Genomic DNA, 26,282 nt, shown 5'->3' on the forward strand with positions numbered 1-26,282 from the left:
GTGCTAATTATATCATCACTTACTCACTTTTAATAATAACTCCACCAATGCTTCCACTGCCGACCATTGCGGGTTATGATCTGCTTCCATTTGCACAACAGGCCAGCCTTTCTTTTTTGCACGTTCTGCCTGCAATGCAAAATCATCGGTTGAAGCATCAACACCCTTTGCAACAGTAAGAATATAAGTAACGGGCAGGCTTAGCCGTTTTGTATTGGTAAGTGATATTGTATCGGTGAATGTTTTTAACGGATGCGGCACATCTTTCGGTGGTGCTTGTTCCGGTTTTACCCATGCCGGTATCAGGTAACCATTGCTGGCCATCTTCATCACCCAATCGGCACGGGCACCTTGCATACTTACCACACTCTCACCATGCTCAGGTACAAACGCATCAAGATAAATTAATTTGCGGATGCGTTCGGGCACACGATCGGCTACACCTGTTATCACCATTCCGCCATAACTATGCCCTATTAGAATTACATTATGCAGATCTTCATACAAGATCATGTTCACCACATCATTGATATGTGTAGTCAAGCCCACTTCAAGTGATGCAAGATGCACCCGTTCCCCTTGTCCTGTTAACGACGGACGATAAACAACAGCACTTTTTGCTGTCATTAACGAATCAGCTTTTTTAAATGCCCAACTGCCGCCCCATGCACCATGTACAATTACATATACAGGCTTTGCTGATGATTGAGCAAAAGTGAACTGCAGTGTACCGGTTAACAGGAACAGGCTTAGTGCACGCAAGTTTTGTTTCATGATCTGTTGTTTTTGAATGTGATTGGAACTGCACATGCAGGCAGTTATAAAATTAAGTGATGTTTGATTCCTTTTGCTGAGTTGAGCCGCTTAATAATTTCTTTACCGCCGCAACATCTGCAGATTTATTTTGATGAATAGGAAAAAAATACATGGTTTGCCAGTCCTGTGTTTTTTCTGCCTGTTTACTTGTTGGTTTGTCCCATGGTGGATAAACCCTGATGCCACGCTTTCCTTCTTTTCCCTTTCCGGTGATGATTCCTTTTTCAAGAAGCAAGGCTTTCGGAAATATAAACACACCAAAGTTTTCGTTGCTTCTTGAGGAGATGATGAAGAAATCCAATTCATCTGCTTCACTAAATGGCCGGGTTACGCCTTGTTCATCTCTTTTCCAGATCGTTACAAACTGTCCGGTCTTTGTTGGCGTGATTTTAGAAACTCTGAATTTAATTTCGTGCCCGTTCAGTTTGAAATGACAGGCACCGTATTCACTGCTTTCACCCTCTGCTATTGGTTCAGTAAATTCAAAACCACATTGATCATACAGCAATCGTTTTGAGATGTAGAAATCGTTGTGTACAGTCTTTATTGTTATCAAGGCAGATTTTGCAGATAAATGATTTACGAAGATAAGACACAGATGATACAATAAAATATCTCAATCATAATTTGCTTCGTTGGGAATTCTGTAACTCAGTGGATTTTTGTATCCGGCCGGAGCGGTAAGTGCATTTGTGATGAACTCTTCCATTGCAGCTGCATAAACTTTCATCATTTTTTTCCATGACGGATTATTTCTTACGCCTTGCCATGAAGGATCGTTATCGAACAGATTCTTATACAACAATCCACTTTGTAATGCCTTTTCAACATAATACAAAGCTTTTGCGTTTTGTTTCAGCAATGCATATGTGCGGGCTGAAGTATAATAGGTAAACTGCGCAGCCATTCGCATGTAGTCGTCCATTTCATCGATCCTTGAAGTATCTGAAATATTGTACAGCGAATTTATCTTCCTGACCAGGCTTAGCACTTCCGTATAATTATTCTTTTGCATGGCCGCAATGATGTTCAGTTTCAACAGACTTATTTTCTCATCACGATCCGAGGGTCTGAATGATTGTAATAAGAGATTGTTCTTCGCTGCATTCTTCGAAAGCAGGTTGTATTCAGCAAGCAGCAGAATTTGTTCATTATTTATTTTACGCTGACGGTATAATGTATCTAACTGCTGCTGTATAGCAGGCAGACGTTTATTCATGGTCAGCATCTCAAGTAATTTGTTTCTGAGCAAAGAATCAGTTGGGTGCCGGTTCAATATGTTTTGATACCATTCAGCCGCCTCATCGTAATTGCCAAGCCAGCTGTTCACAGTTGCAAGCGTATGTTTCAATTCTTCTGCTGGTTCAACATCGCCATTGAGCTGAATGGATTCATTAAGATAGCTCAGCGATTCCTGCACAGGGTTATAAACAGGCATGGCGATCACTACTTCTTCTTCACTACCCGGCAATACAATTGAAACCGGTTCTCTGTTTGGTCCTTCTAACCCACCCATGAAAGGGTATGCATATTTCTGCATATCAATTGTAAACAATTCATATTCTTCAACAGGCATTTGTTGATAAGTCAATTGTAACCTGTTGTATAAAAACAAACCTGCTTTTTCTTTCCAGTAATAATTACGGGGAAAGGCTTTCATCATTCGTTTGTAAAAATTATACGTTTCGCTTTCAAGATTCCTGTTAATGACCAGCCAATACCAATTGACATCAGCCACCATTTGGTAAGCACCTGGTTTTCGATCGTTCATATGCTGACGTCGCATATCACCGGCTGCACGGTTTTGCATTACCTGCGCCAGCAAGGTTTTTTCAGCGAGTTCATATTCACCCATTTCTTCATACAACCTTGCTGCTTTAATGGAGCCGCCCATCGGTACCGCAACTTCATACAGTTGCATCAATGCATTAAAAGCTTGTGGGGGATCGTGCCTCCCTTCTTCACTACGAAAAAAAGTATTGTAATATTCGTAATCTTTATAAACAGCCTGTTCGTTTTGCTGTTTGTTTTCGAGCAGACTGATCACCTGATATTGCTTAACTGCTTCTTGATATTTTTTTTGCTTCTCGTAAATAGCAGCCAGCATGTAATGATCTTCTGTCTGGTTGTAATCAAAGAACCGCAATGCATTGTAAATACAACTGTCAACAGATGCTTCGCCGTGTTTGTACAGTGCAGTTTTTAGTTGCTGTTTGAATTCATTTTCGATTCGATAGTTTTTTATTGCAGTATTGAGTTGTTGTTCAGCTTCGGCATAACGGCCCATCTTAAACAATTGCTTCGCCAGGTAATGATGTGCTAATAATATCTGCGGATTTTGATCGGCAATTTTTGACAGTGTTAGTATTGCCGAGTCTGAAGCTAATGTCTTCGAACTGATGGAAGGCAATAAAGCAAGCAGCTGCACATAAGGATTGTCTTTATTCTGCTCAGTAATTGCCGTCAAAACACAAGCGTCTAAAAATGCTTCACTTTTATCAAATAAATTTCCACCCAATTCTATTCCAAATGCGAAATAAGCATCGTTAATGGCAAAATCATTTTTGCGTGTGGAAGCTTTATAAAAATATTCATTGGAGAGTTGATAGTTACCCTTCTTCAAATTCAGATGACCCAATCGTTCGAAAGGCAGATAGTGCACATTGTTTTGTTTGATGGCATGCAGATAATACGATTCAGCTGCCAGCCAGTTTTGCTCCTGCTCGGCAACCAATCCTGCATTGATCAACACATAAGCAAGATTTGGTTGAAGCGAATCGGCCATGTGCAAAGCCAGTTTTGCTTTCTTCGGATTTTTCAGCATCAGGTTCATGCGCACCTGGTTGCTCCAGGGAATGGCCCAAGTTGGTGCAAGCACAATGGCCAGGTTAAAGTGATACAATGCAGAATCAACGTTTCGCTTGTGTAGAAACAGGTTCGCCATTTCGTTATGTACATAGGCTGCATAAGGTTCCAATTCCATTGTTTTCCGTTGAAAAGCAAATGATGCTTTTAACAGGCTATCCGTTTTTTTGGAAGTAGCCATCTGCAAACGTGCAATCACACCAGACAGATAGTGATAATTGATCTGTAAAATATTATACAAATGATGTTCAGTTGAGATCAGCTGTATGGCGATGTTCAGCATTTCAAGAAAATTGCTGTATTGCCGTTCGCCGCTGTAATAGTATTGCCGTTTCTCCAGTTCAGATTCTTCGCCATCGAGATAAGCATTCACCATTTCCTGTGCACGGTTATGCACAACCGCTGCAAACTGATCATTAAAACGATTGATGCGGATCTTTTTTTGTTCAAGCTGTGTTCTGAAAAGTTTAAAACTATCAACCCGGTTTACCTCATGTATTTCCTGTTCATAGGCTGCAGGATCATACACTTTCTGATTATTATCAATTTTTGTGAAGGAGCTGGTAGTAGTAGAATCAAGGTGTGCTATACAATCATTCACGATCTGTAATGCCAGCTCATTACCGTTTAATTTTTTGTACTGTTTTAAATGCAGGATGCTTTCAAGCGGAAGTTCATCTACAGCTGCAAAAAAATAATCCATGGGTTGCACCAACGGGGCTATGGTTTTAGGAGGAAGTGAAGCATTATATACAGCAAATGTTTCAGGATGTACAACAGCCATATTTGTATTGGGGGTGCCATCCGTTACAGGATGTTGCTTATGATTCTGCTGTTTCAGAAACTGATCTGCTGCAAATGACGAATCGATAAAACGTCGAAGCTCGTGCAGCTGTATAGTTCCGTCTTTTAATCCGTCTGCAAAACCATACATACCCATTAACAGGTAATACGAAAACACGCCACGACCACCACCCCAATGATCAGCTTCTGCAGCCAGTTCATCTACAGCACAAGCTGCAAGCCTTACCTGGTTGTTTAATACCTGTTGCAGTTGAGCAGCTGCCAATTGCTTGCCTTTGAAAAAATCACCTGCCAGCTTACCTGAATGACAGGCATCGGTGATCAATACAACTTTTGCTTTCTTTTGAAGTGTAAGAAAATTTGCATCATTGTTCAACTGTTCAATACTGATGGCATTGTTGGGATAATTATGCGCCGGTGTGTTATAAGCCAGCAGGTAACCATTCACTTTTGAACTTTTTGTTTCCACATCACCATGACCGGAAAAGTAAACGTACACAACATCATTTTCTGAAGCTTGTTGTTTTAACCAATCCATTGCATTGTAAACAGCAGCAATGGTTGCTTTCTCATTCAGCAATACCCGTATTTGTGAGTCAGGTACAGCACCACCGGCTTTCGATTGCAGGTAGGCAGCAAAAAGGCCTGCGTCTTTATCGGCATAGGCCAACGGTTTCAGATCTTTATTCTCATACCCGGAAATACCAATAACCAGTGCATAGGTTTTCGGAGATACTTGTGCAAGCCCTTGAAGTAAACAAACGCAAAGAAGAACAGTTAGTATAAACGTATTACGAAACATGATGCTTCAAACCCAGTTATTGAAATAAAAGTTGCAGCAAGTTGCTCCGGGTTGCAGCAGAAATCACTACATCAGGAAGGTAACTAAACTTTTTGTTATTCTTTTAGTTTACAGGCAAGCTTATATATGACTACTACGGTATGGCCTGCACGCTGAAAGAATCAACAGGCAAAGCCAGTGTTCAATACAGTTACTGCCAATCGGCTCTGTTCATAATAAAACTGCTTTCCTGTTTTACAAATCCAACTTTCGGATAATATTCCATGGCTGATGGTACTGATAATAATAAAACCATCGACTGCTCTCCTACTTTTTCTTTTGTTAAGTTGATGAGCGTTTTACCGATCCCTTCTTTCTTGTATTCATGTTTAACAGCAAGATCAGCAAGGTAACAACTCCAAACCCAATCGGTGATGCAACGTGAAATACCTACCAACAAATCGTTGTCCCATGCTGTAACAATAAGATTTGAGTTGTCGATCATTTTTTGCATTCGCTCTTTGTCATTTGTTGGCCGGGGCAAACCTGCATTGTTGTAGAGTTCGATGAGTTGATCAGCAGTAGGTTTGCGATCGAAACTGTATGTAATTTCCATGGTGTTTGCTTGATGATAAATGTAGCACGAAGTAAAGAAAATTATTGATCCCCATCGCAAAGACGAACTGTGTTTGTTCGATCAGTATCCTTTATTCCGAAACTTCAACAGCCTGGTTCCATGTATATCACCTACATAAATATTTCCTTGCTGATCTACTGCAATATCATGATACCAGGAAACAGTCCGCTTGTTTTCGCCGGTACTGCCAAATTGAAAAACAATAGTTCCTGCGCTGTCGTACCGAAATATTTTCGAACCCTTGTTACCAATATCAGTAGTAATGGTATAATCAAAATCAATAGCGTAAAGATGTTGTGCACTGTCGATTGTTACAGCTGGTAATTGCGGTACGGAATCTTTGTTCTTTAACACACGCAGAAACGCTCCGTTCTTATCAAACACCTGTATGCGGTTATTTTGCCTGTCGGCTACATAAACATGTTCACTTTTATCAATCGTGATGCCATGCGGTATGTTAAATTCAGCTTCTTTACTTCCTTTTGTTCCCCATTCTAATAAATAGTTGCCGGAAGCTGAAAACTTCACGACTCGGCTGTTACCATATCCATCACTCACATAAAACGAACCATCATCGGCCACTGCAACGTCAGTCGGTAAATTAAAATGCAAGGAATCATTGCCCGGAGTTTTTGCAACACCCAACGTCATCAACAGTTTTCCATCGTGACTGAACTTTAATACTTGATGTAGTCCCACGTCCGTTACCCAAATATTATCTTGTTTATCAACCGTTAAACCATGCGGCATAATAAACAAATTGGCACCCCATTCATTGATGATAGTTCCCGTTTCTGCATCAAGCTCCAATATCGTATTCTTATCAATAAATTCTTCAGGAAAAGGATCGGTCCATTTTCTTCCTGCCCGGTGAAAAACAAAGAGGTGCTGCTTACTGTCAATGCCAATACCGGTTGGCTGACCAAACGAATAACCGGCAGGTAATTGCGGCCATGCTTCAACCAATGCATAGTTGATTGGTTGATCAGTATTGTTCTTGTTAGAATCATCGGCGCATGCAAACAGAAAAACGGATGCAAGGAAGAAGCAGATCTTTATTGTATACATGTTGTGTTATTAATTTACGATGATTGAAACATCACCCTTTGATCATTGTTTTCAAAAACGTTTGAACGGCTTCTGATCTTCCAAGTGGTTCTGTTAGAAAAATGAACAGGTTTACACCCAATGCAAGATAAGTAGCCGGGTGTTTCAGTTTGCCGTATTTCCATGCAGCAATCAGCAACATGGCAATGATGAGCCCCTGTGCAATATAAATGGGTATCATAATATCAATGTTTGGCCAATCCTTCCTGTTGATTGCAATGTAAACATTTTGTACGCCCCTGCCCAGCGCAGGCATCATGATCAAAAACACCGTGGAAACAAGCCACCATGCATGATGCTCTATTTGCTTACGATGGATAATACTTTTAATAATGGCAAAACCAAAAGCCGTCATCATTACTATTTCAACAGCTGCCACACCAAAAAAGAACCAGGGTTCAAACGGACCAAACCGTTCAGGATTTTTCATAATCGTTTCCGTTGTCGCAATATCACGATGCATCATACTCAATGCCGTTAAGCAAACAGCACCTGCCAAAAACATTCCAATGATTCCATTGGTGCGATGCAGATTTAATTTACCATGTGTTGCCCAATACGGTTGGAGAATCAGATACAAATACCACACAGTCCCTGTCCAGTAATGAATATGCACCGACCATGCATTGTCAGTAAAGTCGCCCCAATAATCCCTGAAAATTCCAACTTGCATAAAGAACATGGGTACGAACATCCACTTGTATAAACTTTTGTAACGCTGCATGGCAGAATGAGTTTTGGTTTGAAAAAAGTAAAACGTAGGCGGGCAGATCCGGACTAAGAGAGAAAGATAAACCGTTCGGCCGGTTCAGGCAATAGCTATTTTTCGCTAGAAGCAGCAACCAATTCATTCAAACGCATTTCCACCATCCAATCATCAATAACTGATGTCCACTACTTTTTTTCTGTTTAGTTTTTGCATCGGCTTGGGAACAATGGCAAGGATTTCTTCTTTCAATGTCTGGATCAATTTTGTTTTCAAATGATCACGGTGGATCACCAGGCTTACTTCCCTTGCCGGCCTCGGCTCTTTCAACTGTTTTACAAATTTCATTTGCGGTTTGGTAAATTCCATCACCGCCAGCTCGGGTAAAATGGTAATGCCATCACTTTTATCAACCATCCGTTTTAATGTTTCAATATTGCCGGTTTCGTATCGAAAGTTGATAGCAGAGAATTTTTGCAGCTCACACAGATTTAAGATCTGTGAACGGAAACAATGTCCTTCTTCCAGCAACCAGAGTTGATTGGGATCTATTTCATTCGGCAGCACGTACTTCTTATCATACAGGGCATTGTTTTTTGAAACGTACACAAACAGTTCTTCATAAAACAACACATCTTCTTTTATGGATGAATCTTTTAACGGCGTAACTACAATTCCACAATCAAGCCGGTTATTTTTTAGTTCCTGTACAATTTCTTCTGTAATAATTTCACGTACCACCAGGTTTACCTGCGGATATTTTTCACGGATGTTCTTGAAGAGCGGCGGCAACAGGTATGGCGCAATGGTTGGAATAATGCCAATGCGTATCTCACCACTCATACTGTCTTTCTGTTCGGAGATCAACTGCCGTATCAACCCCGCATCTCGCAGCACCACACGTGCCTGTGCAATAATGCTGGCACCAATTTCAGTAGGGATCACGGGTTGTTTGGTGCGGTCAAAAATCTTTACACCCAACTCCTCTTCCAGCTTTTGAATTTGCATACTGAGTGTTGGTTGCGTAACAAAACACTTTTCAGAAGCCAGTACAAAATGCCGGTGCGTATCGAGCGCTACAATGTATTCGAGCTGAGTTAAGGTCATAGAGATTGTTTATATCTTTATAAAAATAATCAATTTGCTTTATTAAAACACCTGTGTTAACATTGCAGCTCGTAAAACAATCCCATTCACCACCTCTTGTTAGTTATTGTTACTGTATTTACTAAAAACTATAAACCATTTACAAAATGAGTAATCACAATCCGGAGAACACAACGATGCACGACATGAACAGCGAAGGCGCTAAGTGCCCGTTCACCAGCGGCTTGCTGAAACGCAGCGCAGGCGGCGGTACAGGCAACCGTGACTGGTGGCCCAATCAACTGAAGTTGAACATCCTCCGTCAACACTCCACCCTTTCAAACCCAATGGGTGAGCAATTCAATTACGCAGAAGAATTTAAGAAACTCGATTTGGCAGCAGTAAAAAAAGACCTTGCTGAACTCATGACCACATCACAGGATTGGTGGCCTGCCGATTATGGACACTACGGTCCGTTTATGATTCGTATGGCATGGCATAGTGCAGGTACATACCGCATTTGGGATGGTCGTGGTGGCGGTGGTGCAGGCACACAACGTTTTGCACCCTTGAACAGCTGGCCTGACAACGCAAATCTTGATAAAGCCCGTTTACTCCTCTGGCCCATTAAACAGAAATATGGTAAGCAACTTTCATGGGCCGATCTGATGATCCTTGCCGGTAACGTGGCACTCGAAACAATGGATTTTAAAACCTTTGGTTTTGCTGGCGGACGTGCAGATGTGTGGGAACCCGCAGAAGATATTTACTGGGGTTCTGAAACCGAGTGGCTGGGCGACAAACGCTACAGCGGTGATCGTGAACTGGAAGATCCATTAGGTGCGGTACAAATGGGACTTATTTATGTAAACCCGGAAGGACCAAACGGAAATCCTGATCCATTGGCATCTGCCCGTGATATCCGTGAAACCTTTGGCCGTATGGCGATGAATGATGAAGAAACAGTAGCGCTCATTGCCGGCGGACATACTTTCGGAAAAACACACGGTGCAGCCGATCCATCAAAATATATCGCTCGTGAACCCGCAGCTGCAAGCATTGAAGAGCAAGGCTTGGGTTGGAAAAATACATATGGTACAGGTGCAGGTGCAGATACCATTACCAGCGGACTGGAAGGTGCATGGACAACCACTCCTACCAAATGGAGCAACAACTATTTTGAAAACCTGTTTGGCTACGAATGGGAATTAACCAAGAGCCCGGCTGGTACACATCAGTGGAAACCAAAAGGCAATGCAGGTGAAGGCCTTGTGCCCGATGCACATGATGCCTCAAAACGTCATGCGCCGTTTATGCTCACGACTGATATTGCTTTGCGTGTTGATCCTGCATACGAAAAAATTTCCCGTCGCTTTTTTGAAAACCCCGATGAGTTTGCTGATGCGTTTGCACGTGCTTGGTTTAAACTCACACATCGTGATATGGGACCACGTGCCCGTTACCTCGGTCCGGAAGTTCCTGCTGAAGTTTTGATCTGGCAAGATCCGATTCCTGCAGTTGATTTTGAATTGATCAACGATCAGGATGTGGCAGCTTTAAAAGCAACAATTCTTGCAAGCGGTTTAACCGTGAGCGAATTGGTATCAACTGCATGGGCTTCTGCTTCTACGTTCCGTGGTTCCGATAAACGTGGTGGTGCCAATGGTGCACGTATCCGTTTGGCGCCGCAGAAATATTGGGCAGTAAACAATCCTCCGCAGTTGAGCAAAGTACTGGATGCATTGGAAGCAATTCAAAAAGAATTCAACAGTGCAAATGGAACGAAGAAAGTTTCCATGGCTGATCTGATTGTATTGGGTGGCTGTGCAGGTATTGAACAGGCTGCTAGAAATGCAGGTATTACAGTTATTGTACCATTCACAGCAGGACGCAATGATGCCACACAGGAACAAACCGATATTGATTCATTTGCAGTATTAGAACCGGCGGCTGATGGTTTCCGCAATTACCTCAGCAGACGTGCCATTACATCATCCGAAGAAATGCTGGTTGATAAAGCACAACTGCTCAATCTTACAGCTCCTGAAATGACAGTATTGGTGGGTGGTATGCGTGTACTCAATACCAACTTCGATGGTTCAAAACATGGTGTGTTTACCAATAACCCCGGCGCACTCACCAACGATTTCTTTGTGAACCTGCTCGACTTTGGCACCACATGGAAAGCAGCCGATTCGGTACAACAAGGTTTCTTTGGAACCGATCGTGCAACAGGCGATTTAAAATGGACCGCCACCCGTGCCGATCTCATCTTTGGTTCCAACTCAGAGTTGCGTGCCATCGCTGAAGTATATGGCTGTGCCGATGGTCAAGAGAAATTTGTAAAAGACTTTGTAGCCGCCTGGAACAAAGTAATGAACCTCGACCGTTTTGATTTAGCGTAATCGTAAATAAGCATAAGAATCAATGTGTAAAGCCGGCCTGGTAACAGGCTGGCTTTTTATGTACTTGTTGTTTGCCCGACCAAGAAATGGAATAGCCTATTGTTCGACTGGGGTAACATGTTATGGCCACCGGGTTAATATTTTCTACAATCTGAATCCAAAGGATGGACACAGCATGCCTGAAGCCGACAGAAAATGTTACTTATTTTTTTGTAAAAAGTTGTCATCAACTCTGCCAGCTGATTTTTGTTTTTCACGTAAGCTTTTTAAATTACAGGATGAAGAAAATTGTTTGTGTCCTGTTCACCTCCTTGATTTTAGTTTCAGCCAAATCACAATCACCTAATGTAGATTCATTACGCAACGAATTGAAAACTGCTAAAGAAGATACCAACAAGGTTATACTGTATCGTATGCTGGCCGGTATTGTTGGCAACAGTAACCCCATTGAAGCGATTGAATATGGCAAAAATGGATTGAAGCTGGGAAAAAAATTAAAGTGGGAGAAAGGTGTGGCAGGTTGCTATCTTAATACGGCTGCAGCGTTTGGTTATAAAGGTGAGCTGGATTCCGCAATGCTGTACATCGACTCTGCTATCGTTTCATCGAAAATTGTGGGTGATCCAACAAGACTTGCGCTGGCCTATCTCAACAAGGCTGACTACTATATGCAGATGCGCAACTTCAAACAATCATTGATCAATTGCGATTCAGCCTGGCGTTATGCGGAGTTGGCGAATAATAACGATCGTCGTGCCCGCATTTTGCAAACCATCGGCGCTATTTATTTTTATCAGTCGAAATACAAAGAAGGCAGAGAGTATAATGAAAAAGCAGGGCTGTTGTATAAAGAACTTGGCAATAAAAAAATGTACGCCATCACGCTCGGTAACATCGGGAATATTTTAACACGGGCAAATGATTATGCAGCAGGTATTGAGAATTATAAACAAGCTATTGCACTTGCCAATGAAGCGGGCGATCGAATAAATCTTGCGATGTATTATGGAAATATCGGTTCCAATTATCTCAAGCAGGAGCAATATACCAAGGCCCTGGAAAATGTGCAACGTGCAATGGAATATGCGTTGGAGCAGGAAAATGAAAAACAGATAGGCATTGCGTATTCTCTTTTTGCAGAAATATACCTGAAACAAAAAAAGTATGCACAATCGATAGAAGCCGGTTCAAAGGCTTACACAACACTTAAGGAAAATGAGTTGCTGGAAGAGCAACAAACGGTGGCCGAAATTCTGGCAGAAGCTTATTCGCTTACCGGCAATCACAGCGAAGCGTATAAATATCTTTTGAAAAGTAAAGAACTGAGCGATACCCTGTCTACCCAAAAATACGATGAGGATATTGCTGCCATGCAAACATCATTTAAAGTAGAAGAAAAAAACAATCAGATTGCGTTGTTGAGTAAAGACAAGGAATTGCAACAGTTTCGTGAGCGTATTTTATTTTACAGTTTGTTGTCATTAGCAGCATTGGCCATTATTGGCATTGTAATGCTGATTAACAGAAACAGACTTCGCCAACGTATGAAAGAAATGGAATTACGTAATAGTATTGCTGCTGATCTGCACGACGAAGTTGGCAGCTCACTCAGCAGTATCTATATGCTGAGTGAAATGGCTGGTGCCACTGGAACTCCTGCTGCTTCACAAAAAGAGATGTTGCATAAAGTAACCAGTTACTCCAAAGAAACAATGGATAAAATGGGCGACATTGTTTGGATGATCAAGCAAAACACGGAAGATGGAAAAGACTTGCAGGAACGCATGCAACGTTTTTTATACGAAATGTGCAGCAGTAAAAACATCAGCAATCATTTTGATGGCGATGTATTACAAACACTAAAACTGAATACCGAACAGAAAAAAGCATTGTATCTTATTTTTAAGGAAGCCGTCAACAATGCATTAAAGTATGCGTCGCCTGAACATATTCATGTAACCATCAGTAAAAAACAAAACATGGTTGAGTTAAAGATCGCCGATGATGGTAAAGGATTTGATGTGGCCTCCGGCAAAAAAGGCAATGGCCTCATCAATATGCAAAACAGGGCAAAGGAATTGGGCGGTACTACAGAGATTATTTCATCGGAGAAAGGAACCACGGTGTTGTGTGTTTTGCTGGTATAATATTCTTCTCCCCCGTTTTCGCTATTTGAATTTGTAAAGCATTCAACCAAATTTGTAAAAAAGACTGCATGACCCGGATAGCAATTTTCGAAGACAACAATCATTTGCGTAATACATTACAGGTCTTGCTGGAATCGGCAGATGGATTTACATGCACCGGTGCGTACGCCAACTGCAATGATATGCTTGAATTGTTAGAGGAAAACCCTTGCGATACTGTGCTGATGGATATTGAGATGCCGGGCTTGAATGGTATTGAAGCAACAAAACTCATCAGGCAGCATTTCCCTGTCATGCATGTACTTATACAAACAGCTTTCTTTGATGATAGTTATATTTTCAATGCGATATGTGCAGGTGCTTCCGGTTATATTTTAAAAACCACTTCGCCTTCCGGTTACATTGATGCATTACGGGAAGTGGAAAGCGGTGGCTCGCCCATGACGCCGGGTATTGCCAGACGCATGCTGGAATTATTTCGTGTTAATCTGCAACCTGCATCCGCAACCGATTACCAACTAACAGCACGTGAAAAAGAAATTCTGCAAATGCTGGTAAACGGAAAGAGTTATAAAATGATTGCAGCAGAATCGAACATTGCAAACGATACTGTAAAGTCGCACATCCGCAACATTTATGCGAAGCTTCATGTCAACTCCGGCACCGAAGCCGTATCAAAAGCTATACGGGACAGAATCGTGTAACCGCTGCATTTCTTTCATCAAAAAAATTGCCGGAATTCTTTTTTTAACTTCTTCCACGAAGCAGTTCTTGCTGCGCTCTGTATTTCATTGCATCAACCCCTCACCCATTTTCGCTATTGACCTGCGATTGTTGAATAGATAGTTTTGAAGCTGTAATCACAAAACGAAGCAAATCATTCAACCATGAAACAAAAACTCCTGTTATCGTTGCTGGCCATCATTATATTATTGGCATGCAAAAAAGAAAATGCAAATGAACAGCCCACCGACCTGCGTGCAAGCGGTTTTCTTTGCACAATTGGTATAAAGTCTAATGAGCAAGCCTATCCAAACCCTGATACAATTTGTGTAGGTTCAAACTCAAGCGGTACTTCCTACAGTATCAGGGATTATTCTCATACAGCAATCGGCAGTTTTGTTGTCAGGCCACGTGATATCTGGACACTGGAAACAACAGGCGACAATAACTGGTACTTGAAAAATCATATGGGAAAGTATTTAAGTTTTGAAGACACACCCTACCCGGTTAATGATGAATACAGTATTGACTTTGATGATGCGCCTACTGAAAAAAGCGTTTTCCTACGCAGCCACAACAACGGACAAAACTTTTATCTCGAATCAAAATTTAAAAGAGGTTACTTTCTGATCTCCCGTGCAGCAAATGTTTCTCCACCCGATCCAAGTCATAGTGCAATCAGGTTTCAAAAAAAGCAACAGTTGTGGTTTTTTATGCCTTGATCAATTGTGATCGTTAAGCAATCAAATTATTTATTTCACAAAATATAAGCTATGTGTAAGTATTTTTTTTCCTCCTGGATAATTCTTGTTCTTTCTGTTAACATTGTACATGCACAACAACCCGGAGTAGCTATCAATACCAACGGCAATGCCCCGCATGGTAGTGCCATGCTCGATATACAAAGCACCAGCAAAGGATTGTTGGTGCCGTCCATGACTACGTTACAACGGCAAGCAATTGCAACACCTGCCGAAGGTTTATTGGTATTCGATCTTACTGAACTGCGAATGTATATCCGCAGAGAAGGAATATGGCGGTATTTATCAGATAATACGCTGTGGAGTCACTCAACAACCCGTAATCATGTGTTTAACAATCACGACAGTGTGGGAATAGGTACTGTGGGGCCTGTTGATCCATTACATGTACAGGGCGATGCCCGGGTAGTGGGCACATTTAAAGTGGTGGGTGAAGCGGGAATTGGATTAACAGCGCCGCAGGCACCACTGCACGTAAGAACACTGGGAAATGACAAAGGAATAATCATTGAAAGTTTTCGCAACCCGATTATTCAGTTAAATGAATATGATGGTTCGAACTGGATCTACAAAGGCTTCATGATGACGGAGGATGATAATATGAAAATTGGCACACGACTTTCTACAGGAAGTTTCATTATCAGGGCAGGCTCTTCTGATAAAGTGTTTATAACTCCTTCGGGCAACATGGGAGTAGGTGTTAGTGCACCCACCACCAAGCTGGATGTTAACGGCAGCATTAATATGACAGGAAAACTTACAGCAGATGTTACCGGTAGTGAATCGTTAACTCCCGTATGCTATGGCATTACCAGTTCCGGTACAACCGGCGGTACCGCAAGAGCAACCGACAATGTTTCTGTTACAAGAGTTAGTACGGGGCATTACAGGATTTACAGCTTAAGCTTTACCGATGCTAACCGTGTCATCCTTGTTGATCCTCTTGTGAGCGGTGTTGATGCAACCGTATACTACAGTGCACCCTTTTATTACGATGTGTTAACCAAAAAGATTAGCGACAATACAGACATTGATACAAGGTTCCGGTTTATTGCTTATTAAAATACAAAAAACAGTGACAATGAAAACATATACTACCATTTTATTAATTGCAGCAGTTTGTTTTCTTAATTCGGTTTATGCACAACAAACTGGTGTAGCTATTAACACCAATGGTAATAGCCCTCACAGCAGTGCCATGCTGGATGTTCAAAGTACAAACAAGGGATTTTTGTTACCACGAATGACGCAGGCGCAACGCATTTCAATCAGCAATCCAGCTGAAGGGTTGTTGGTATTTGATACAGATGCACAGCGGCTCTTTCAATACCAGGATGGTATATGGCGTTTTTTGATTGATAATAGTTATTGGGCAAAATCAGCAACTAGGAAATGGGTGTACAATGGAACGGATAGTGTAGGAATTGGTACTGCGGCTCCCTTAGCAAAACTTCATGTGAACAATGGCGATTTGCGGGTGTCAAATGCGGATATCAATGTTGTAAATGGGGATGTTGTGATGAATAAGGCCGGTGGAATTCTTCAATTTCAGGATGCAAGTGTAAATACAGGGTATTTGCAAATTTCCGGCGATAATTTAAGACTTGGAACAAATGTGGGGAATAGTACCGGCAATGTAATTATCAGACTTAATGGCACAGAACGGGTTACTGTTAGTCCGGATGGAAATGTGAATCTCTCAGGAGGAAGAGTAACATCAACTGTAACAGGCGATGTTCCGTTAACACCACTCTGCTGGGGTTTGACTAACAGTATTGATGCTGGAGGTATTCGCAGGGGTACGGCCAACGTGTCAGTATCAAGAATCGCCGAAGGTCAGTATCGAATTTTTTGTAATGGTATAACTGCAAACAGCTTAATTATGCTAACTCCTTTTGCCAGTAATGTGAATATTGCTGCTTTTGCTCAAAACGGTTTCGCAGATGTGTATACTAGATCGCAGGCAACCGGCAACAATATCGACCAGCTTTTCAATTTTCTTATTTACTAATTCAATCATGGAAAAAAATATGAGGATGACCAAGATAAATGCAATCGGCGTCTGCCTACTTATAACTTTGCAATCACTTGCTCAGAATACAGGTATAAAAATTCAACCCGGCACAACGCTAAAGCTTTCTTCCGGTGTTGCAGTGAACATCAGGGATATGGATCTCATTAACGATGGTGAATTAAATGCAGCAAGCGGCGATGGAAGAATCATCTTTAGTGGCACCGGCAACAACAGAATTGCTGGCAACAGCATAACAGGCATCGATGAACTGGAAATTGCAAAAGCCATCAACAGTTCATTGTTACTTGAGCAGGAATTACAAATCCGTTCAGGTATCTGGTTCAACACAGGATTACTTAATCTCAATAATCATAACATTACATTGTTTGGCAATGCAGCATTGCAAAACGAATCTGCAAACAGTCGCATCATTGGTGCAACCGGTGGATATGTGCAGGTAAGCATGCAGCTCAATAATCCGCAGGCAATAAACCCCGGAAATCTTGGCGCAGCCATTACAAGTGCACAAAACATGGGGCTTACAACCATACGTCGGGGTCATGCAATGCAAAACCTCGGCAACGGCAAACAATCCATTCTTCGGTATTATGATATTCTGCCAACCAATAATTCTTCACTTAATGCAACATTGCGGGTTAATTATTTAGATGCTGAATTAAATAATCAAAGCGAAGCCGATTTGAATTTGTGGAAGACAGAAGATAATATTAACTGGACGGTGCAGGGTTTCACTAACCGAAACACAAGTGCAAACTATGTAGAAAAACAAAACATCAATAGTTTCTCCAGCTGGACGCTCTCAAGCGATCTTACCTCGCTTCCAGTGCATGAACTTGCTTTGTGGGGCATATGGAAGAATGAAAAAGCGTCACTCTCCTGGACAACACAATCAGAATTCAACAACAACCGCTTTGAGATAGAACGGAAATATAGTGATGAAAATAACTTTACAAAAATTGGCAGCGTTAAGTCTAAGCATGCAGGTGGCACTTCTTCATCTGTGGCTGCTTATAGTTATACCGATGCAGCATCGGCAAGCCGGGGAACCATCAGCTACCGTTTAAAACAGGTAGATAACGATGGACAATTTACCTACTCAAAGATCATTCAACTGAAACCTGAACTGCAGCAATTGTTTATACAAAACCTCTACCCCACCAGATTGGCCGGTCAATCGATTTATATACACACTGGTGGTCTTAATCTGCAGGAAATGCATATAACATTATTCGACAGTCAGGGTCGTTTATTCATGAAAACAAAAACGGGGTACACTTCACAATGGATCACCTTGCCTCAACTTTCTGCAGGTATGTATCAATTACGAATTGAAGCGGGGGAATGGAAATATAATGGACGGTTTGTAAAAGAATAATCAAAGGGTTTTGTTTGTTGATGATTTATACAAAAGGCTTCACTGAAAGGTGGAGCCTTTTATTTAGTTGATTGCAAAAAACCGCCTGAGAAAAAAGAAGCACGTCTTAGCTGTGTTTGCTGATCACCATTTTCATTTTGCCTGGTATTCTCTGCCGTGTAGTAGTTGAAGTAATACTTTACTTAACCAACCTTTGTAATAATCGGTTAATGTACCTCCCGGTTATCCTTAGTCTTCAACCATATCATACTGGTAAAAATTTGCTCTGTATAGACATGATGTTGAGAGCTATCCAGAGTTTCCAACTCAGAATTTGTAAATATCAGAACAAAAAGTCAAGCTCAGGCAAACCACATTGCTTACCTAATAGTAATGATTGTTTTACCCGATAGCATGCAGAATAAACCATTCACAGAATACGAAACCCTTATTGTAGCAGGCTGTTCATTGGGTACACAGTTATCATTTTCAGTGCACCAGGCAAGTCATTTCAATACAGCTGTAAAAGAAGGTCATGTGTTTTACAATCTTGTATGCACAGAAGAAAATCTACTGTATTGGAGCGAAGAAAAAGAATGGCCAATAACGCCGGAAGAAAAACAAAAAGAAATAAGACAGCATGCATGGCAACAGTTTCAGAATAGTTTTAGCAAAGCCGAAATATTCCTGCAACAGGCAGCCGAACTCTGTTGCCGGGCAATCCTCATTTCACTCACAGGTCGTGATAAAAGAACACATTCAATTGCAGCATTAAAGAAAACCTGCCGCCGCTTCACCGCTACGGTTGAAGAGGCTTTCCCAAGCTATACAGAAGAAGAGAAACGGCTGTTGAAAATTCTTGACGATGCATATATCGCTGCACGATATGAGGATGATTTTTCACCTGCACTCACCAACCTTGAATTATTATTGCAAAAAGTACAACAGCTGCACCAGTCAGCAATGCCGGCAGTAAAACACAGGTTAAGCCTGCCGGTCTGATCAACAAAACTATTTGGTATCCACTTCATCAATGTATGTCTTTGTAATTTGTCAGCAACCTTTGTGCATCTCCCGCTCTTTTTGCCTCCGTGGCTGCCTTCCTCTTGTAAAGCAACGCTTCCAACTTTCGCCAACTCTCTCATCACCATCCCCACCACCTCTCGGTATTTCTCTCTGCTTCGCTCACCCACGGGCACAAGCTGCCTGTAAACAACAGATGCAATCTTTGAGGCAATCCCCATTCGTTCTGCATACCGCATCGTTTCCGCAAAGGCAGGATCATGCTTCACCCGTTCCGCCGACAGACTGCTCTTCTTCCGTGCATAGTACTTGCCATCCATCTTATAAAAGCAAATACCATGAACAGTACCGGTGATTTGTAATAACCCGATTTGTTTCGCCATACACACAAGATAGAAACTGCAAATCTTTGCAAAAAACCAACTGGCCATTTATGCCACTTTTGTCACTTTTTGCCGCTTTTTGCCGAAAAAGAGCGTTTATAGCACGTTTGAACAAATCATGTATGGCTAACCAATGCCATGGTGTAACTGTCCGCAGTTAGTTGAATATATACATCCAGGGGCCACTGTTTGAGAGAACCGGCAGACAGGAGGCATTGAATATACAAGAGTTCGTTTGCTGACAGGTATTGTTTTGCCTATTTGAGCGCTTTTAATCGTCTTAAAAGTGGGCGTAAAGTGCCTGTACCATCCACGGGAGACGGACCACTCATCACTCATCACTCATTACTCATTACATCACTCATTACTCACCACTCCCCTTTCTTAATATGCAAAAACAGGTTGATACCTTCAGGCTCCTTACCCACAGTAATTTGTTGAGAATGGGCACCAGCGGCAATGGCCAGTTCTGTAAGATGTTGGGCACTGCGATGGTTTAATATCCAATCGCCTACCATTTCCATATAAATTTGGCTTGGGTTTTCATCGCTGAAATTTCCAATTATAATTTCTCCGTCTTCTGTTGCAAATTCAATCAGCCTTTTTAATACTGCTACAAAACTGCGGTCGCAGAAATAATCGAATAACCCTGCCGACCAAACGATGTTGAATTTTTCTTCGGTACGAAACTTGAAAATATTTTGGTTGATGAATTTGATTTCACCACCATGCGATGCGTTGATGTTTGTTGCATGCTCAATGGCACGGCTGTCCATTTCAACGCAAGTAACGTTCATACTCTGCGGTTGAATGATTTCAAACAGTTCTTTCAGATCTCTTGCAGGACCACTTGCTACATCAAGCAAACGTAATGGAGCTTCCGTCTGTTCAATACGATTGGTCATTGTGTTTTTAAAATATTCTTTACGGTTACGCACTGCTTTTGCTGCAACATGCTCCAGCGAATACTGATCCCAATAATAATGGCTGGTTGATGGTTGTGCTTCGTTGAGGTATATCCGCTCAATGATCATAAAATCACCGGCATAGCCATAGGGTTTGTTACGGATATGCCCCATGATGGAATCGTTTGTTTGTAAAAACTTGCATTGCTTCAATAAGTTGCTGCCAACTTCTGCAGGCAGTTCTTCTGCTTTTAACTTTTTACCGATTTCTTCAAACAGGTAATCAGCATAAGCATACTGATGTGGTCGTGGTCCGCCCTGTTCAATAAGCGCTTCAATTTCTGCTACAATAAAATCCTGCTGTGCAATTTGAGTTGAGATAGGTGTCGTCTGCATTTTTTTGTTCGTTTTGTGAATTAAGTTTTGATGTAAATGCATTTGAAGATTTATCCTTCAAATACAAATTGATCACACAAAATTGTATGCAGAAAGAAAGGCCGGCAATTAAATACAACCGAACTGTAGAATAATTAAATTGAACAGTTGATTAATCGGTTTGAAACCTGACAGGCAGAGTTGATTAACCCTTGGCTTGATTCATCACAAATCTGTTCATAACTATCTGTTTGTTTTTAAAGAGATGAACCAGGGTATCATGTACTGCACACTTGCATCAACCATCATCTACATAATACAAATATTCTGATATGTTGAATTTGGCAACATAATCTTTTATCTTACTCATTAAATACAAGTATATGAGCACAAGTACAAGCTATAGCGTTATTCAATTATTAGCAATCGGGCTACTACTCGCCGTATTGAAGGTTGTTTATATGTTTTTTGACCCTTTTAACATTGCAGACTTTATTGTATTTCTTGCAGCAGGTTATTTATTGGGCGGGAAACTTCCAGCCAATAGAAAGTGGCTGGGGCTGTTGATGTGCATACCAACCTTAATTATCTGCTTTTTAGCTGTAAGAAAAAACGGTTTCACCGGATTTATGAATGGAATTGGCACTACCTATGCAATAGCATTTATTGTGATTCCTGCAGCTACCCTGCTTGGCATTTATTTCCAAACAAAACGTAGTCAACGAAAAAGTATTACTAAACAGTAATTATCTGCTTTTTGAGAATTACATTAACGAAAACAGTGACAGCATTGTCATTAAAATTGCAACCGCAAGTGCAATAACATTCATAACTTTTAACGAAGAGGTTCTTCTGTGAAAATAAACAGTGGTCAGTATTATTCCGAGAATACTAGACAGTAAGGAAATAAGTGATAAAGTATATCGCCCATGTAAAAACTCAGGAAAATAACTGTTGTACATTTTCACTCTGTCGGCTTGGTTACTTTGTGAAGTGAAACAATGATCCCATAATACCCATAGAAAAACCGGAATCAGGATCGATAAAAAACTTATGCCAGTTAAAAGTTTAAGTTTAACCGAATTGCCTTTATTCATGTTACTTGTTTTTAGTATGCCGGGCTCACGAAGAAACCCTGGTTTGCCTGCGCAAACCTGTGACATGTGCTTTGCCATTACTTTTTCAATAACAGTTTATTATTGCTGATTTAGTAACGGTTGACTAAGGGTTAAACTGTTTTCTTTGGAGGCAAATCAAAAGCAATTGCCTCATGTTCAAAATGCCCTTTATGTGAACTGTCGCAGAAAGGTTTATTTTTCGACAAACCACAACGGCATAACGAAACAATTTCTCTTCCCTGCAGATTATAGACAGCACCATTTTTATCCACTATTTCAAAACTGCCTTCAATTTTCAATGACCCGTTGTTATTAACCGTAATTTTTGTATTTGACATCTGTATTTTTTAAAGTACTTATTAAATAAAAACGAACTTAAACTAAAAATATGCAACCTGTAGCACTTTATGCAACAAACATAACTGCAGGAGAGATTCTAAGATGAAATACAATGACCATTATACTGTAAAACAGGACAAACAAATGACAGAAAAATTCAATGATTGTTTGCTTTTTTAAGTCATCTTTGAATTCATCATTGTCGAATTTCCTATATAAAGAAATTCGAGCGGCCGACTCTTTTCAGAGTTGGCCTTTTTAATGATCGCTGTTGATGATGCGATCAACAATGATGTAACCAGGCAGTAACAGGAGCGTTCAATTAAAAAACACCGGAAATAGTAACCCCAACAGCATTGGCCTTATATGTTGCGTTATCAGCATCCTTATACTTCATTAACGTATAAGACAATGCAAACAAACCGTAACCCGCTTCAAATTGCAAACCCGGCGAAGCTGTGAATTTTGCATTTTGCCCCAGACCATCAAACTTCAGATTAATTGCCTGGTGCGAAACAATGCCCGTTGCAAATCGCCATTTTTTTACAGGCATGTAATTAAGCGATAATTGCAAAGGAATACGGGTAAGACGTATATGCGCATTGTCGGCTTTGGTAGTAAGATATTTTATACCCACACTCCCACGCAGGAATAATTTTTCTGATTTGTTTAAACGTAACTGTCCGCCTGCAAACAAAGTGCCTCCTTGTCCGCTGTTCATTTTTTGCACGCTTCCGTCGGTAAAATAAACTTCGGCCAGGTTATCGCCTCCAAATTCGAAAGCGGCTCCCAGTAAAAAGCGAACCGGCTTCGGATTGCCTGAAGAAGATTTCGTTTGTGCGTTGCCGGCAAAGGCAGGGCTAAGCAAAAGAATAAAGATGATGCGTTTTAGTTGATGCATACAGGTTTTGATTTTGGGGGCACGAAAATAGTGGAAAGATCAACTTCATGATTTACCTGTTGAACTTTTTTTTTACCGGTTGGGGGCAGCGTCAGTTTTTATTACCGGATAGTCGTTACGGATTGCATCTTTCTCATGACTTTAACCATCCCGTAATACTCATACGTGGCTTGTTACTCAGCAATACTTCGTGTTCCAGTTCGCTGCTTTTAAAGAAAACAGTTTTGCCGCTGATGGGAGATATATTTTCAATATGATCCTGATGATGGATGCACAATTCTCCACCATCACCTTCTGTCCATTCACTATTGAGATACATGATCATCGAATATTTGCGGCTGTCGTTGTTCTTAAATTGATCAAGATGCTTTTTATAAAAGCTACCCTGCTCATACAACGCATAATGAAATTCGTAACCGGTTATTCCGGTATAACAGGTCTCATTCAGGAAAACAATGAAAGAATCCATAAGATCGAAGAATGTATTTTCGTGCTCATTGTTATGCTTCCTGTCGAGCCAATAGATCATATCGCTTCTGAATAATTGATCGTAGTGAACATTTTTGTTTCCACCGGTACCTGCAGACTGCATTTGCTGAGAAGCATAAAGTGTTTGCAAATTTGCCTTTAACTGTAATGAAAGAGCTTTACTTAAAAAATCTTCTGCAATTCCTACTTTGTTTTCGTTAAAGCTGTTGACGAGTGTGTTAAAAATATTTTCCAATAAATGGTTTGAAGCGATGAACTCAGGTGAAGATAGCCTAATTAACCTCAACCAGGCATATTGACCAGAAGCCGACTGTTACTTCATAAAAAAGTGTGTTCTTTGCAGTAAGATCAAACACTGCACATGCAACAATCGAACGATCCCCTGCACGGAAAAACATTAGAAATGATTGTAACGGCTCTTGTTGACCATTTTGGCTGGAAAGAGTTGGGACAGATCATCCGCATCAATTGCTTTAACAGCAACCCCAGTATTAAATCGAGTCTTACGTTTTTACGCAAAACACCATGGGCAAGAAAAAAGGTAGAAGAGTTGTACTTGTCTATTTTGTGAATGGATAATAAATTCCTTGGTGCGAGGGATATCTATTCGCAACTCTGATCAATATTGAAAACCGGCACACTATTACAGTCCGGCATTTTAGCTGTTGAAATTCTGCAGACGGGCCTTAAATATTTTGCTTTATAAAGTCGGTAGTCACCACTTTTGCAAACTCTTCGTTTAAACTGGCAAGTGCTGTTTCGTGAATTAATTCAGCTGAAAAACTCTCTCCATTTACTCCCTTCTTATTAAATGTTGCAGTGGCGTCTGCCACAAGGAAGGTATCATACCCATAATTTCCTGCCATTCTTGTAGTAGTTGAAACACAATGATCAGTTGTTAAGCCTGCAATAACAAGTTTGGAAATGTTGGCGCTGTCAAGTTGATCTTTTAAGGTTGTTCCAATGAAAGCGCTATTTACACTTTTTTTAATTATCGGTTCATTTGCATTTGGCTTCACAATGTCCTTAAATTCATTTCCGCTGTTTAGTTCGTTAAGCGGAGATGTCGGGTTTAATGAACAATGTTTGATATGAAAAACCGGAAGATTGTTTTCCCGCCAAACTTTGAGCAATTCTCCGGCATTGCTTTCTGCCTGTGGGTTATTTCTTTGTCCACCCCAATATTCCAGCTCATCAAATGCTTTTTGAAAATCAATTAAGATCAGTGCCGGGTTATCCTTTTTTGAAATCGTCATATACTTCCTTTTATTTTTCTTACAGTTTTAAAGCGTCTGATAATTTTTTTTGAATCTATCAGATCATACTCTTAGTGAACCACGGAATGCCCTTGCTGCATAATACGACTCTGCACCATTGTGGTACACAAACACGGTGTTATAGCGACGGTCACAAAACAACGCACCGTTGAGTTTCCGGATAGCAGCAGGCGTCACGATCCAGCTGGAGGTTTTTAAATCGAACTCGCCAAATTGCTGAAGCTCCCGGTATTGTTCTTCTGTTAACAGTTCAATGCCCATATCTTTTGCCATTTCAACAGCACTGTTTTCCGGTTTATGTTCTTTTCGTTTCTCCAAAGCTTCATGATCGTAACAAACACTTCTACGGCCTTTTGGGCTTTCTGCTGAACAATCATAAAAAATATACTCCCCACTCTTTTTATCAAAGCCAACAACATCCGGTTCACCGCCGGTTATTTCCATTTCATTGAGCGACCAAAGTTTTGAAGGATTGGCTTCAAGCTTTGCCTGTACTTTGATCCAATCAAGACCTTTGTGACGTGTCATGTTTTTTTCGAAACGTATTTTCAAAATGTTGATTAATTCTCCACTCTGTGAAGCTGATAACTTCTTTTTAGAATTGCTCATTGTTTTATTTATTCGTGATGATAATTGACCATTACGCATTGCATACTCAGCATTAATCATCCAATCCCTTTCCATCGAGAATTTTCTGCAAATATTTTTCAACTCTTGCTTCTCTTGTTTTGGCTTGTTTGGCTGAAGAGAAATGCAGCAAGTACCCTCTTTGTCTTCCCGGTGTTAATTTTTCGAATGCTGCTTTCAGTGATTTGTTCTTAGCTAACTTCTTTTGAAACTCTTCCGGCATGTTATAATCGGCAACTTTCTTCAATTTCACTTTCAAACCGGCTTTCTCTATTTCAATGGCTTCATAAATATAAGCTTTCACTGTTTTTTCCAACTTCACGATTTCATTACTGTTGGTGAAGCGAACCTGTCTTGCAGACTGAACATTTTCTGATTGTTGAATGAGTATACGATTGTCGTCTTTCAGCAAAGCGCCTTTAAAAAACAAAACGGCACAGTACTCTTTAAATACATGTATCAACACAATATTACTGCCTTCATAAGTATAACAGGGGCTACCCCATTTCAATTCTTCGGTTAATCCACAGGCAAGAATGATCGTTCTTAATTTATTGATCTCTTTCTCCCAATTTTCATTCTTACTGAAGTACCAATCAACGTTTGGATTCATATCGG

24 protein-coding genes are annotated in these 26,282 nt (G+C 40.8%); 10 read left to right on the forward strand and 14 right to left on the reverse strand.

Annotation, left to right across the window (positions count from 1 at the left end; all coding sequences use genetic code 11):
• Positions 1-15: 15 nt before the first annotated feature.
• From VK159_RS21020 to VK159_RS21050, 7 genes are all read right to left on the reverse strand, one after another.
• Positions 16-774, reverse strand: coding sequence for an alpha/beta fold hydrolase (locus VK159_RS21020; RefSeq protein WP_324232142.1), 759 nt, complete (start codon positions 772-774; stop codon positions 16-18).
• A gap of 52 nt (positions 775-826) precedes the next feature.
• A complete protein-coding gene (locus tag VK159_RS21025; RefSeq protein WP_324232143.1) occupies positions 827-1,372 on the reverse strand; it encodes a MepB family protein in 546 nt (181 codons plus the stop codon).
• A 60-nt stretch (positions 1,373-1,432) separates the two neighbouring features.
• Positions 1,433-5,287, reverse strand: a complete 3,855-nt coding sequence (locus VK159_RS21030; RefSeq protein ID WP_324232144.1) for a caspase family protein — start codon at positions 5,285-5,287, stop codon at positions 1,433-1,435.
• A gap of 190 nt (positions 5,288-5,477) precedes the next feature.
• The gene (locus VK159_RS21035; protein ID WP_324232145.1) at positions 5,478-5,882 is read right to left on the reverse strand and encodes a GNAT family N-acetyltransferase; all 405 of its coding nucleotides are present in this window, start codon (positions 5,880-5,882) and stop codon (positions 5,478-5,480) included.
• 81 nt (positions 5,883-5,963) lie between these two features.
• Entirely contained in the window at positions 5,964-6,971 is a 1,008-nt protein-coding gene (locus VK159_RS21040) for a peptidyl-alpha-hydroxyglycine alpha-amidating lyase family protein (RefSeq protein ID WP_324232146.1), read from the reverse strand.
• A gap of 31 nt (positions 6,972-7,002) precedes the next feature.
• Positions 7,003-7,734 (reverse strand): hypothetical protein, encoded by a 732-nt coding sequence (locus tag VK159_RS21045; protein WP_324232147.1) that lies wholly within the window; start codon positions 7,732-7,734, stop codon positions 7,003-7,005.
• 153 nt (positions 7,735-7,887) lie between these two features.
• A complete protein-coding gene (locus VK159_RS21050) occupies positions 7,888-8,823 on the reverse strand; it encodes a hydrogen peroxide-inducible genes activator (protein WP_324232148.1) in 936 nt (311 codons plus the stop codon).
• 146 nt (positions 8,824-8,969) lie between these two features.
• Here VK159_RS21050 and katG point away from each other — a divergent pair, with 146 nt between their 5' ends.
• The 8 genes from katG to VK159_RS21090 all read left to right on the forward strand — a co-directional run bounded on the left by katG (position 8,970) and on the right by VK159_RS21090 (position 19,229).
• Complete coding sequence (gene katG, locus VK159_RS21055; RefSeq protein ID WP_324232149.1) at positions 8,970-11,207, forward strand: catalase/peroxidase HPI; 2,238 nt, start codon at positions 8,970-8,972, stop codon at positions 11,205-11,207.
• 278 nt (positions 11,208-11,485) lie between these two features.
• The gene (locus tag VK159_RS21060) at positions 11,486-13,354 is read left to right on the forward strand and encodes a sensor histidine kinase (protein WP_324232150.1); all 1,869 of its coding nucleotides are present in this window, start codon (positions 11,486-11,488) and stop codon (positions 13,352-13,354) included.
• 68 nt (positions 13,355-13,422) lie between these two features.
• On the forward strand, positions 13,423-14,058 hold the full coding sequence (locus VK159_RS21065) for a response regulator transcription factor (RefSeq protein WP_324232151.1): 636 nt from the start codon (positions 13,423-13,425) through the stop codon (positions 14,056-14,058).
• A 183-nt stretch (positions 14,059-14,241) separates the two neighbouring features.
• Positions 14,242-14,799 carry a hypothetical protein gene (locus tag VK159_RS21070; RefSeq protein ID WP_324232152.1) on the forward strand — a complete coding sequence of 186 codons (558 nt, stop codon included), beginning with the start codon at positions 14,242-14,244 and terminating at the stop codon, positions 14,797-14,799.
• Between the two features lie 51 nt (positions 14,800-14,850).
• Positions 14,851-15,900, forward strand: coding sequence for a hypothetical protein (locus VK159_RS21075; RefSeq protein WP_324232153.1), 1,050 nt, complete (start codon positions 14,851-14,853; stop codon positions 15,898-15,900).
• 19 nt (positions 15,901-15,919) lie between these two features.
• Positions 15,920-16,849, forward strand: a complete 930-nt coding sequence (locus VK159_RS21080; protein ID WP_324232154.1) for a hypothetical protein — start codon at positions 15,920-15,922, stop codon at positions 16,847-16,849.
• Between the two features lie 25 nt (positions 16,850-16,874).
• On the forward strand, positions 16,875-18,248 hold the full coding sequence (locus VK159_RS21085) for a T9SS type A sorting domain-containing protein (RefSeq protein ID WP_324232155.1): 1,374 nt from the start codon (positions 16,875-16,877) through the stop codon (positions 18,246-18,248).
• 372 nt (positions 18,249-18,620) lie between these two features.
• On the forward strand, positions 18,621-19,229 hold the full coding sequence (locus tag VK159_RS21090; protein ID WP_324232156.1) for a HEPN domain-containing protein: 609 nt from the start codon (positions 18,621-18,623) through the stop codon (positions 19,227-19,229).
• 772 nt (positions 19,230-20,001) lie between these two features.
• Here VK159_RS21090 and VK159_RS21095 read toward each other — a convergent pair.
• Positions 20,002-20,934, reverse strand: a complete 933-nt coding sequence (locus VK159_RS21095) for a methyltransferase domain-containing protein (RefSeq protein ID WP_324232157.1) — start codon at positions 20,932-20,934, stop codon at positions 20,002-20,004.
• A 362-nt stretch (positions 20,935-21,296) separates the two neighbouring features.
• Here VK159_RS21095 and VK159_RS21100 point away from each other — a divergent pair, with 362 nt between their 5' ends.
• Entirely contained in the window at positions 21,297-21,659 is a 363-nt protein-coding gene (locus tag VK159_RS21100) for a hypothetical protein (RefSeq protein WP_324232158.1), read from the forward strand.
• A 482-nt stretch (positions 21,660-22,141) separates the two neighbouring features.
• On the opposite strand, the gene VK159_RS21105 is transcribed toward VK159_RS21100, so the two are convergent.
• From VK159_RS21105 to VK159_RS21115, 3 genes are all read right to left on the reverse strand, one after another.
• A complete protein-coding gene (locus VK159_RS21105) occupies positions 22,142-22,369 on the reverse strand; it encodes a CDGSH iron-sulfur domain-containing protein (protein ID WP_324232159.1) in 228 nt (75 codons plus the stop codon).
• Between the two features lie 323 nt (positions 22,370-22,692).
• Positions 22,693-23,271, reverse strand: coding sequence for a hypothetical protein (locus VK159_RS21110; protein WP_324232160.1), 579 nt, complete (start codon positions 23,269-23,271; stop codon positions 22,693-22,695).
• Positions 23,272-23,404: 133 nt separating this feature from the next.
• A complete protein-coding gene (locus tag VK159_RS21115) occupies positions 23,405-23,995 on the reverse strand; it encodes a 2OG-Fe(II) oxygenase (RefSeq protein ID WP_324232161.1) in 591 nt (196 codons plus the stop codon).
• Between the two features lie 126 nt (positions 23,996-24,121).
• Here VK159_RS21115 and VK159_RS21120 point away from each other — a divergent pair, with 126 nt between their 5' ends.
• Complete coding sequence (locus VK159_RS21120; RefSeq protein ID WP_182801215.1) at positions 24,122-24,331, forward strand: VF530 family DNA-binding protein; 210 nt, start codon at positions 24,122-24,124, stop codon at positions 24,329-24,331.
• A 115-nt stretch (positions 24,332-24,446) separates the two neighbouring features.
• Here VK159_RS21120 and VK159_RS21125 read toward each other — a convergent pair whose 3' ends face one another.
• The 3 genes from VK159_RS21125 to VK159_RS21135 form a co-directional block, all read right to left on the reverse strand.
• Positions 24,447-25,016 (reverse strand): cysteine hydrolase family protein, encoded by a 570-nt coding sequence (locus VK159_RS21125; protein ID WP_324232162.1) that lies wholly within the window; start codon positions 25,014-25,016, stop codon positions 24,447-24,449.
• Between the two features lie 63 nt (positions 25,017-25,079).
• Positions 25,080-25,706 carry a DUF4256 domain-containing protein gene (locus VK159_RS21130; protein ID WP_324232304.1) on the reverse strand — a complete coding sequence of 209 codons (627 nt, stop codon included), beginning with the start codon at positions 25,704-25,706 and terminating at the stop codon, positions 25,080-25,082.
• Positions 25,699-26,277 carry a YdeI/OmpD-associated family protein gene (locus VK159_RS21135; protein ID WP_324232163.1) on the reverse strand — a complete coding sequence of 193 codons (579 nt, stop codon included), beginning with the start codon at positions 26,275-26,277 and terminating at the stop codon, positions 25,699-25,701. Before VK159_RS21135 ends, VK159_RS21130 begins: the two co-directional genes overlap by 8 nt.
• Positions 26,278-26,282 lie beyond the last annotated feature (5 nt).

The sequence above is a fragment of the Lacibacter sp. genome, assembly GCF_035299325.1.
Lineage (GTDB): Bacteria > Bacteroidota > Bacteroidia > Chitinophagales > Chitinophagaceae > Lacibacter.